Origin of the sequence: Paracoccus sp. M683 (assembly GCF_007096355.1) — a bacterium.
In the GTDB taxonomy this organism is placed as follows: Bacteria; Pseudomonadota; Alphaproteobacteria; order Rhodobacterales; family Rhodobacteraceae; genus Paracoccus.
Genome location: NZ_VKDF01000030.1, coordinates 1 through 10,539 on the forward strand (window position 1 = coordinate 1; position 10,539 = coordinate 10,539).

General features: G+C 62.5%; 12 protein-coding genes. 10 read left to right on the plus strand and 2 right to left on the minus strand.

Features of this window, described 5'->3' with window-relative positions; genetic code table 11:
• Window positions 1-933: phage portal protein (locus tag FNJ84_RS20995; protein WP_255471365.1), on the plus strand; the 933-nt coding region annotated here is incomplete at its 5' end.
• Here FNJ84_RS20995 and FNJ84_RS21000 read toward each other — a convergent pair.
• Together FNJ84_RS21000 and FNJ84_RS21005 are read right to left on the minus strand one after the other, a co-directional pair.
• Window positions 903-1,934: an NAD(P)H-quinone oxidoreductase gene (locus tag FNJ84_RS21000; protein ID WP_185968632.1), complete on the minus strand. Its 1,032-nt coding sequence runs from the start codon at window positions 1,932-1,934 to the stop codon at window positions 903-905. The two genes, FNJ84_RS20995 and FNJ84_RS21000, sit on opposite strands and share 31 nt — an antisense overlap.
• 39 nt (window positions 1,935-1,973) lie before the next feature.
• Window positions 1,974-2,627, minus strand: coding sequence for a TetR/AcrR family transcriptional regulator (locus tag FNJ84_RS21005; RefSeq protein ID WP_143795166.1), 654 nt, complete (start codon window positions 2,625-2,627; stop codon window positions 1,974-1,976).
• A 215-nt stretch (window positions 2,628-2,842) separates the two neighbouring features.
• Between FNJ84_RS21005 and FNJ84_RS21010 the strand changes: the two genes are divergently transcribed.
• Genes FNJ84_RS21010 through iolB form a run of 9 tightly spaced genes read left to right on the plus strand, consistent with a single transcriptional unit; the run spans window position 2,843 to window position 10,196 of the window.
• On the plus strand, window positions 2,843-3,616 hold the full coding sequence (locus FNJ84_RS21010) for an SDR family NAD(P)-dependent oxidoreductase (RefSeq protein WP_255471366.1): 774 nt from the start codon (window positions 2,843-2,845) through the stop codon (window positions 3,614-3,616).
• Window positions 3,617-3,625: 9 nt separating this feature from the next.
• Entirely contained in the window at window positions 3,626-4,834 is a 1,209-nt protein-coding gene (locus FNJ84_RS21015; RefSeq protein ID WP_143795167.1) for an acyl-CoA dehydrogenase family protein, read from the plus strand.
• A 36-nt stretch (window positions 4,835-4,870) separates the two neighbouring features.
• Complete coding sequence (locus FNJ84_RS22110) at window positions 4,871-5,191, plus strand: hypothetical protein (RefSeq protein ID WP_185968633.1); 321 nt, start codon at window positions 4,871-4,873, stop codon at window positions 5,189-5,191.
• On the plus strand, window positions 5,181-6,209 hold the full coding sequence (locus FNJ84_RS21025; RefSeq protein ID WP_143795168.1) for a phosphotransferase family protein: 1,029 nt from the start codon (window positions 5,181-5,183) through the stop codon (window positions 6,207-6,209). Before FNJ84_RS22110 ends, FNJ84_RS21025 begins: the two co-directional genes overlap by 11 nt.
• On the plus strand, window positions 6,206-6,760 hold the full coding sequence (locus FNJ84_RS21030; RefSeq protein WP_143795169.1) for a TRAP transporter small permease subunit: 555 nt from the start codon (window positions 6,206-6,208) through the stop codon (window positions 6,758-6,760). Before FNJ84_RS21025 ends, FNJ84_RS21030 begins: the two co-directional genes overlap by 4 nt.
• Complete coding sequence (locus tag FNJ84_RS21035) at window positions 6,750-8,045, plus strand: TRAP transporter large permease subunit (RefSeq protein WP_143795170.1); 1,296 nt, start codon at window positions 6,750-6,752, stop codon at window positions 8,043-8,045. The genes FNJ84_RS21030 and FNJ84_RS21035 overlap by 11 nt, the downstream gene beginning before the upstream one ends.
• Before the next feature lie 37 nt (window positions 8,046-8,082).
• Window positions 8,083-9,135: a TRAP transporter substrate-binding protein gene (locus tag FNJ84_RS21040; RefSeq protein ID WP_143795175.1), complete on the plus strand. Its 1,053-nt coding sequence runs from the start codon at window positions 8,083-8,085 to the stop codon at window positions 9,133-9,135.
• A 35-nt stretch (window positions 9,136-9,170) separates the two neighbouring features.
• Window positions 9,171-9,377: a hypothetical protein gene (locus FNJ84_RS21045; protein ID WP_143795171.1), complete on the plus strand. Its 207-nt coding sequence runs from the start codon at window positions 9,171-9,173 to the stop codon at window positions 9,375-9,377.
• Window positions 9,378-9,386: 9 nt separating this feature from the next.
• A complete protein-coding gene (gene iolB, locus FNJ84_RS21050; RefSeq protein WP_143795172.1) occupies window positions 9,387-10,196 on the plus strand; it encodes a 5-deoxy-glucuronate isomerase in 810 nt (269 codons plus the stop codon).
• Window positions 10,197-10,539 lie beyond the last annotated feature (343 nt).

Genomic DNA, 10,539 nt, shown 5'->3' on the forward strand with positions numbered 1-10,539 from the left:
CCCTCCGCCTGGCGCAGCACGCCCATGATCTGGGCTTCGGTGAAACGGCTCTTCTTCATCGGAATCTCCTCGTCCATCCTGCCGAGAAAATTCTACTTCCGCATCCCCTTAACAACGGGGTGGATTACCCTGGGTCGCGCGCTCCTCGTGGTCGGTCGGCGCTTCGGCAATGTCGTCGACGCGGGGATCAAGCCGCAATCCACCCTTCCCGACCGGCAGGTGCGCGAACGGCTTCAGGTGCTTTGGCTGCGCTGGACTGATCATGCCGATCCCGGCGGACTGGCCGATTTCTACGGATTGCAGGCCATGGCCGTGCGGGCGATGATCGAGGGCGGCGAAAGCTTCGCCCGGCTGCGTTTGGTGCCGGATGCGACCGCCGTTCCCCTGCACATCGACCTGCTGGATCGGGGCCAGGTGCCGTTGGACCTCCATCGCGACATCGGCGGCGGCGCGCGCATCCGTGCTGGCATCGAGTTCAATGGCGCTGGGCAGCGCACTGCCTATTGGGTGATGCGCGACCGGCCCGGCGATCCGCTGACTTTGCTGCGGCTGGACCCATTGCGCATCCCCGCCACCGATTGCCTGCACCTGTTCAAACCGCTGGCGGCTGGCCAGTTGCGCGGGATCACTTGGCTCGCCCCAGTACTGCTGCGCCTGCACGAGTTGGACCAGTTCGAGGATGCCGCACTGGTCAAGGCCAAGGTAGCGGCGCTGTTCACCGGCTTCATCACCGATCCGAATGGCTCTGCGGGCGGGTTGACCGGCACCAATACGAACGGCGCGCTGACCGTGGGCATGGAACCCGGCAGCCTGATCCCTCTGCCACCTGGCACGGACAAGGGCCGCGACCATCAACAAGTATCTGCTGGCGTTTCTGCGTCGCTGACCTTCTCTCGCCGGCCTCAAGCCTTATTCTGCAAGCCGCGCCCATAGGCGGTTTCCAGCACGATCTTGCCCGAGTGCTTGCGGTCTTCCATCAGGGCATGGGCTTCAGCGGCATCCTCCAGCGGAAACCGCTCGTTGACCACGGGCTTGATCTTGCCGCTTTCGAAAAGCGGCCAGACCTTGTCGACCAGACCCGCGCCGATCGCCGCCTTCACCGCCAGCGGCTGAGGTCGCAGCAGAGACCCGGTCAGGACAAGGTTCTTGACAAGGACAGGCATCATATCGACCGCGACCTTGCTGCCCTGAAGATAATACAGGTTCACCAGGCGGCCTTTCTGCGCAAGGCAGTCGATATTGCGCTGAATATAATCGCCTCCGACGATGTCCAGGATCAGATCGACGCCCTGGCCATCTGTCTTTTCCATCACGACGGTTACGAAATCCTCCTCGCGATAATTGATCGCCACCGAAGCGCCAAGTGCGCGGCAGAATGCGCAATCCTTCTCACTGGATGCGGTCGTGAAGACCTCTATGCCCAGGGCCGAGGCAAGCTGGATCGCAGCGCTTCCGATGCCGCCGCTGCCGCCATGGACCAGCAGCCGCCGGGCGTTCAGCAGATCGCCCTGAATCGCCAGATTGAACCAGATCGTGAAATAGACCTCTGGCAGGGTCGCGGCTTCGGACATGGTGATATCGGCGGGGATGGGCAGGCATTGCTCGATCGGGGCGCGGCAATACTCGGCATAGCCCCCGCCATGCGTCAGGGCGCAAACGGCATCGCCAATCTTCAGATTTCTGACATCGCGGCCAATCGCAGCAACCGTTCCCGCTACCTCCAGTCCCGGCAGATCACTTGCGTCTGGCGGCACGGCATAGCGACCTTGCCGCTGAAGCACGTCAGGGTAATTTACGCCGGCGGCCGCGACGCGGATGACCACCTCGCCGGGGCTGGGGCGGGGTATTGCGCGCTGTTCCGGCACGAGAACCGTGGGCGGCCCCGGCTCGGTAATGGCAATACATGTCATCTGACCTTCCGGATGTTCTGCCATGAAAACGGCTCCTTGATCTTCAGGAAAGGATTCGGGAAATCACCTGGCCGCCAGGGCGGCGAGCTGATCGACGGGCAAGCAGGTGGTCAGGACCATCTCTTGCACCGCCGCGATGTAATCTTCGACCGACACCTTGCGGCGGCGGTATTTGGCGCGCTTGACATACCAGTCTTGCAGAAGCGGCTTGATCATCGTCGGCAGCAGGGGTGTCACGCCCGGACGAAAGCGACCATCGGCGATGGCGCGGGCGGTGACGTCGGCGAACAGCGCCTCGGTCAGCTCCTCGCTATCGACGGCCCAGCTGCGTTCTTTGGCAGGAAAATTCTTCGCCTCCATGAAGGCAAAGCTGAACCATGGCTGCATCTCTTCGGTCAGTCGGATATGCGCCTCGATCAACCATTTCAGATGTTCGATCGGATCGCTGACCACTTCGGGCGGCGGATTGCCCAGAACGCGGTCTACCGCCCCGGTGACTTCGGTCAGGATCATGTTCAGAAGCGTCGTCTTGCTGTCGAAATAGGCGTAGAGGCCGCCCATCGACACGCCTGATTCTTTCGACAGGTCGCGCAGGGACATCGCCTGAAATCCCTTGCTGTTCGACAGTTTCAGCGCTGCCGAGATGATGATTTTCAGCTTTTTTAACGCAACGACGGGCTTCTGGACCGAGATCACATCAGCATGGCGTTCCAGCATCGAACGGCATAAATCGTCGCTTGTATGTCCCTTTAATTCCAACATTTTCGCTGCCCCTCTCTTCGGTGACCATCGCGACAATCAGCTTGGTATCGGTTCTCTGACAGTGCGTTTGGAACCTTTCGCCGCAATTTATAGAACGAACGCTCGCTTGACAAGTTGATGCTGTCCTGCGCATAAAAATTGAGCGAGCGCTCGATAGGAGGATTGACGCTGTGACCCAAGCTGAACACGAAACCAATTCATGGCCCGGCATCGCCGGCCGCATGGCCTTGGTCACGGGTGCCTCATCCGGGCTGGGGTCGCATTTCGCAAAAGTGCTGGCGGTGCAGGGGGCGCATGTCGTGGCGGCGGCACGGCGGATCGACCGGGTCGAGGCGCTGTGCGCCGACCTGCGCGACCAGGGTCATCAGGCCACGCCGCTGGCGCTGGATGTCAGTTCGGCCGATGCGGTGGCTGGTGCGCTGCGGGGGCAGGTCTTCGATCTGGTCGTCAACAATGCCGGCGTGTCGCATAGCTGCGCGGCGCTGGATCTGGATGCCGATACGCTGGATCAGGTGATCGACACCAATGTCAAAGGCGTGTTTCACGTCGCCCGCGCCACGGCTGCGGCGATGCGCGATGCCGGGCGCGGCGGGTCCATCGTCAATATCGCCTCGATCCTCGGGTCGCGCGTGTCGGGCCATGTCGCGGCCTATGCGGCCTCCAAGGGCGCGGTGCTGCAACTGACCCGCGCGCTGGCGCTGGAATGGGCACGCCATGGCATCCGCGTGAACGCGCTGAGCCCCGGCTATATCGAAACCGAACTGAACCGCGATTTCTTCGCGACCGACAAGGGGCAGGCGCTAATCGGCCGCGTGCCGCAGCGCCGGCTTGGCCAGCCGCAGGATCTGGACGGCGCGCTTTTACTGCTGCTGTCCGATATGGGCCGCTTCATGACCGGCGTCGATATCGCCGTCGATGGCGGCCATCTTGTCTCATCGCTGTAGGAGGCGACTATGGACTTCACCATTTCTCCCGAGATCGAGGATTACCGCGCCCGCATCGCCGATTTCGTCGACGCCCGCATCCTGCCGGTCGAAGCCGATCGCAGCCTGTGGGACGAACACGGCAATATTGGCCGCACGGCGCTGAATGATCTGCGACAGCAGGCGCGTGATCAGGGCCTGTGGTGCTTGCAACTTTCCAAAGATACGGGGGGGCAGGGGCTTGGCAAGGTCGGCATGGCGGTTTGCTATGAGGAAATGAGCCGCTCGATCTTTGGCCCGGTCGTGTTCAACTCGGCGGCGCCCGATGACGGTAATATGCTGGTCTTGGAAAAGGCCGCGACCGCGACACAAAAAGACCGCTGGCTGGCCCCCATCGTGTCGGGCGAGGTCAGTTCGGCCTTTGCGATGACCGAACCCAGCCCCGGCGCTGGCTCGGACCCCGGCATGATGCAGACGCGGGCGGAAAAGCGCGGCGACCGCTATGTGCTGCATGGCCGCAAATGGTTCATCACCGGCGCCGAGGATGCCAGCCATTTCATCGTCATGGCTCGCACCTCGGACGATCCGCGCAACGGGCTGACGGCCTTCCTGCATCACCGGGATGAGCCCGGCTGGCATATCGAACGCCGCATCCCGATCATGGGCCCCGAGGAACATGGCGGCCATTGCGAGATCGTCTATGACGGGATGGAACTGCCCGCTGATCGCATTCTGCTGGGCGAGGGGCAGGGGCTGAAGCTGACCCAGATGCGGCTTGGCCCGGCGCGGCTTACCCACTGCATGCGCTGGCTGGGTCTGGCCAAGCGCTGCACCGAGATTGCCCGCGACTATGCCGAGAACCGCATGGGTTTCGGCATCCGTCTGGCCGACCGCGAAAGCACCCAGATCAAGATGGGCGATCTGGCCATGGGGATCGAGATCGGCCGCCTTCTGGTGATGAAGGCCGCATGGGCGCTGGACCAAGGCGATTTCGCCCGCAAAGAGGTCTCGATGGCGAAGATCCACGTTGCCAATCTGCTGCACAAGGCCGCCGATACCGCGATCCAGATCAACGGCGCGCGCGGCTATTCCACCGATACGGTGCTGGAATGGATCTATCGCTATGCCCGTCAGGCGCGCTTGGTCGATGGCGCGGATGAGGTGCATCAGATGGTGCTGAGCCGGCTTCTCTCGGACGCTCCTGACGGTTTCTGGACATGGCCGGTCAGCCCGGACTGACGCCGCCGGAACACTCGCTTCAGGGAGGAGGGAAGCATGTTCAATGAGCCATATCTGGCGCCCTGCGCCACAAATCATGAAGCGCTGACACGGCTGGCCTATCCCGAATTTGGCCAGCTTGTGCGCCGCATGGCCCATGGGCTGTGCGGGCCAGGTGTCGGAAAAGGCGATGTTCTCTCGCTGATCCTGCCCAACCGGCCCGAACTGCTTGCGCCGGATCCGTTCTGTCGCGCCAGCCTTGCCGGCTTCAGGCGCCCGAAGAAATTCATTCCGGGGGCGCTGGCCCGCACGGTGACCGGCAAGGTTCAGAAATTCGCATGGCGCCAAAAGGCGAAGGAGATGACCGATGAGCAATGATCTTGATATTGCCGCGCTGGAGGTCTGGCTGACCGACAAGCTGCCTGGCCAGTCAGGGCTGATGGTGTCGCAAATCTCGGGCGGGCAGTCGAACCCGACCTACCGCGTGACCTTCGGCGGTGACCGTTTTGTCCTGCGCATCAAGCCGCCCGGCGAATTGCTGCCCGGCGCCCATGCGATCGAACGCGAATACCGTGTCATGCAGGCCCTTGGCCCGACCGGCGTGCCGGTGCCCGTCGTGCGCTGGCTGGAGGAAGACGAGACCATTCTGGGCCGCTGCTTCTACCTGATGGACTGGCTGGATGGCCGGGTCTTTTCCGACTGTTCGCTGCAAGGTGTCCGTCCTGATGACCGGCGCCAGATGTATCTGGACACCGCGCGCACGCTGGCGCGGCTGCATGCCGTCCGGCCCGAAAAGATCGGCCTGTCCGATTACGGCAAGCCCGGCAATTACTTCGACCGCCAGATCGCCCGCTGGTCGCGCCAATGCCGGGAATCCACGGGCCCGCGTATCCCCGCGCTGGATCAGCTGACCGACTGGATCATGCAGCACGCGCCCGCCGATGATGGCGCGGTGGCGATCAGCCATGGTGATTTCCGCATTGGCAACATGATGTTCCACCCGACCGAGCCGCGCGTCATCGCCATTCTGGATTGGGAGCTGTCGACCCTGGGTCACCCGATGGCCGATCTGGGGTTCTGCGTGATGCCATGGGACAGCGCCCCCGACGAATATGGCGGCATTCTGGGCACCGATTGGGCCGCCGCCGGCATTCCCACGCTGGACGAGTTCGTCGCCGAATATCAGGCCCACGCCATCACCGACATGCCGCTGACGCCGTTCCACCGCGCCTTCGCCATGTTCCGCTTTGCGGCGATTTTTGTCGGCGTCGCCGACCGCGCCCGCAGCGGCAATGCTGCATCCAGCGAAGCCGCAAACCTCGCCCCGCTGGCCGAACGCTTTGCCATCCGCGCGCTGGACATCATCGAACGAGCCGAAAAGGGGGACAAAGAATGATCAGCCGATTGACCCGCGCCATCGACCAGATGAACCGGCTGATCGGTCAGGGTGTCAGCTTTCTGATCTGGGCCGGCATCGCGGTGCTGTGCTATGAGGTCGTCGCGCGCTATGTCTTCGGTCAGCCGACGGTTTGGGCGCATGGTTATACGCAGCGCATCTTCGGATCCTACTTCATCCTGATCGGTGCCTATACCCTGATCCAGCGCGATCACGTTCGGGTCGATATCCTGCTGACGCCCGGACCCTCGCGCCGCAACGCCGTTCTGGACCTTCTCAACTATGCCTTTTTGATCCTGTGGGGCCTGGTGCTGACCATCGAGGGCTGGCGCTTCTTTCTGGACGCCTGGCGATGGGCCGAGGTCGATGACAGCGCCCTGCGCCACGCGATGTGGCCGCCCAAGCTGGCGCTGTTCCTTGGCAGTCTGATGATCACCCTTCAGGGCATCAATGAAGCAATCAAGTCCGTGCTTTACCTGATCTCGCCAACCGACGCCGAGGCCACCAGCACCGTCGGTGCGGCCCAGGAGATTATTACCAATGACGCCTGAAATCCTGACCTATGGCATGTTCGGCATGTTGCTGATCGCCATCATCTGCGGTGTCTCGCTATCCTTCGCCATGGGCGGCACCGCCGTAATCTTCGGCTATCTGATCTTTGGCCCGAACGGCATGTATTCCATCGTTTCGGCAGCCTTTGGCGGCATGTGGTCGATCCTGCTGTCAGCGATCCCGCTGTTCACGTTCATCGGTGTGGCGCTGGCCAAATCCAGGATTGCCAGCGATCTGTATCATGCCTTCTACCTGTGGTCGGGTCGGATGCCGGGCGGGCTGCTGCTGGGCACCTCGGGCTTTGCTGCCACGCTGTCGGCGATGACTGGCAGTTGCGCGGCCTCGACCATTACCACCGGTATGGTGGGCATTCCGGCGATGGATCAGCGTGGTTATGACCGCAAATTCGTGCTGGGCACCATCGGCGCATCGGGCACATTGGGCATCCTGATCCCGCCCTCGATCACGCTGATCCTGATCGGGATGCAGACCGGGCAATCCATCGGGCGGCTGTTTCTGGGCGGCATGGTGGCCGGGCTGATCGCTCTGGCCGTCTTTCTGGCCTATGTGGCGATCCGCAGCCGGATGCGCCCGAATCTGGCGCCGACCCTTGGCCAGACGCCGCCGCTGCGCGAAAGACTGGCCTCGCTGAAATCGGTGATCCTGCCGGTGCTGATCATCCTGTCGGTGCTGGTCTCGATCTTCCAGGGCATCGCCACCCCGACCGAAGCAGCCGCCATTGGCGCCGCCGCCGTCACCCTGTCGGTCGCGCTGCGGGGCGAATTGAACTGGCACTATATCAAAGAGGTCAGCTATACCACCGCCTCGGTCACCGGCATGGTGATCTGGATCGTATTCGGCGCCACCGCCTTTACCTCGATCTATGGCAGCGGCGGCGGCACAGCCTTCATGCAGCAGATGCTGACCGGCCTCAGTTCCTCGCCCTGGATCACCATCCTGTTGATGCAACTGATCACACTGATCCTGGGGATGTTCCTTGATCCGGTGGGGATCATCCTGCTGGTGTTGCCGATCTTCTTTCCGATCGTGGTCCAGCTTGGCTTTGACCCGATCTGGTTCTGCATCCTGTTCCAGTTGAACCTGTGCATCGGCTATATCTCGCCGCCCTTCGGCTATAACCTGTTCTACCTGAAAACCCTCAGTCCCAAGACCCCGATCACGCAGATCTATGCGGCCGTGCTGCCGTTCCTGCTGCTGATGCTGGGCGTCGGCGCGCTGATCTTTGCCTTCCCGCAGTTAATCACCGCAACGACCGGCGCCTGACCGCGCCCCGCCAGACAACAGAGAGAGGAGACCGAAGATGAACCAGAAACGTATAACGCCATCGCGCCGCCATTTCCTGACCGGCACGACCGCCGCCTTGGCCACCGCCACCCTGGCCGCGCCGCCTGCCATCGCCCAGGGCACCACCACCTGGCGGATGCAGACCCACTGGCCGACCGGGAACTGGTATTACGAAGACGTCTTTGTCAAATTCTGCAACCGCATAACCGAGGCGACGGGTGGCGAGCTGACGATCACTCCGGTCCAGAATGACGGCCTTGTCCGCACCGGCGAGGCTTTGGATGCCGTGCGCCGGGGCCTGCTGGAAAGCGCCTTCATCTATCCCGCCTACTGGATCGGCCGCATTCCCGCCGCGGCCCATCTGAACGGCTTTATCGGCATGTGGGACAGGCACGAGGAAATGGACGCCTTCATGTATGAAATGGGCGCGTTGGAGATCATCCGTGAAGCCTATGCCGCGCAGGGAATCTATCAGGCCGGGCCAGTGTCCTATGCGGGACTGGCGCTTTATTCGAACCGTCCGCTGCGCACGACCGCCGATTTCGCCGGCTGGAAGGTGCGCTCGACCGGGCCGGCTGCCGATGTCTTTGTCAAGATGGGCGCGACGCCTGTGTCGATACCAGGGGCAGAACTGTATCAGGGCCTGCAAACCGGCGTGGTCGATGGGGCACATTGGGGCTCGACCTCGACCGGCTGGGGGATGAACCTGCAAGAGGTGAACAAATATATCGTTCGCCCCGATCTGGTCGGCCATCTGAACGGAGAGGTCATCGTCGGACTGGACACCTGGAGCAAGATCAGCCCCGAGGTTCAGGCGATCTTCAACGAGGTCGTCCGCGCCACCTCGGCCCAGGCCAGCGCGCATTTCCTGTATCGCGATATGACCTATGCCCAGAAATTCGTCGATGAGATGGGCGGCGAGCTGACCCAGCTTGACGACGATGCGCTGGAAAATCTGCGCCGATACTCGCTGGAAGTCGTGGATGAATATTCGGCGAAGGACCCGGATTATTGTGGCAAGCTTGGCCCGATGCTGCACGAGTTCCAGAAGCTGCGAGGTCTTGTCTAAGTCTGACGGCTTCGGAGGTTCTGTAACGGACCATCGTGACCGCGGCCGCCGTGCCCATCATCGGAACTGGTGGTATCGGCAGCCGCGCCACGGCCGGGGATGCGCTGGCACCCCAAAATGGCCGGGCGGGCGCGGGCCATTGGTGGGATGTCGCCGTGCCGCAGCAGGGCGGGACAGACAAGCTGCGCGCCGCCTATGCCCGCTATCTGGTCCAGGCTGCCCGTCAGGCCGTCGTGAACTGAGGGGACGCCATGTCAGATCTTTTGCGCAAACCCTTCGGCCATCACGGCAAGGCTCACCAGATCACGCCCGCCGATGCCGGCTGGCGCTATGTCGGCTTTTCGCTTTATCGGCTGCGGGCGGGCGAATCCGCAGCCGAGGCCACTGCCGGGAACGAGGTCATTCTGGTCATGGTCGAGGGCAAGGCCGCCTTTCGCGCCTGCGGCCAGGACTGGGGTGTTCTCGGCGAGCGGATGGATGTGTTCGAAAAGAAGCCGCCGCATTGTCTTTACGTTCCGAACGGGCAGGAATGGGCCGTCATTGCCGAAACCGATTGCGTGGTCGCCGTTTGCGCCGCGCCCGGTCGGGGTGGTCATCCGGCGCGGCGCATCGGCCCCGATGGCATCACCCTGACGGCGCGGGGTAAGGGCACCAACACCCGCCATATCAACAATATCGCCATGGAGGATCAGGACTATGCCGACAGCCTGCTGGTGACCGAGGTGTTCACCCCGGCTGGCCATTGGTCCAGCTATCCCAGCCATCGCCATGACGAGGACGACTTTCCCCGCATCACCTATCTGGAAGAAACCTACTACCACCGCCTGAACCCCAGGGATGGATGGGCCGTGCAAAGGGTCTATACCGACGACGGTTCGCTTGATCAGGTGATGGCAGTCAAGGATGGCGATGTGGTCTGCGTCCCGCGCGGCCATCACCCCTGCGGCGCGCCCTATGGGTTCGAGCTGTGTTATCTGAACGTCATGGCGGGGCCGCGCCGGAACTGGCGCTTTGTCGCCGCGCCAGAGGTCGAATGGATCATGAAAAAGGACGCGACCTAGGACCTGCACCCAACCAATCCGCGATGGTTGGCAATCGCCGTCGGTTCGACGGGACCAGGCCCCGAGGCCGAATGCGCAAAGGGCCCGAGGAACTGGTGTCGGTCAAGGGGCCTGTTGCTGCGCCTTGCGCCGCGGACTGCGCATAACCTGTCTGTTCATGCTGTCATGGAAAAGTTATAGATAGATCCATATAGTGTATTCACAATTGCAATCGGAGGCCCTTTTTGAACGCCCCCTTTCAGCAGACCGAACGCCTTGGCCGCCTGACCACCGCGCTTGGTGCCGATACGCTGGCGCTGCTGCGCTTTGACGGCTCTGACCATCTGAACGATTTGTTCGACTA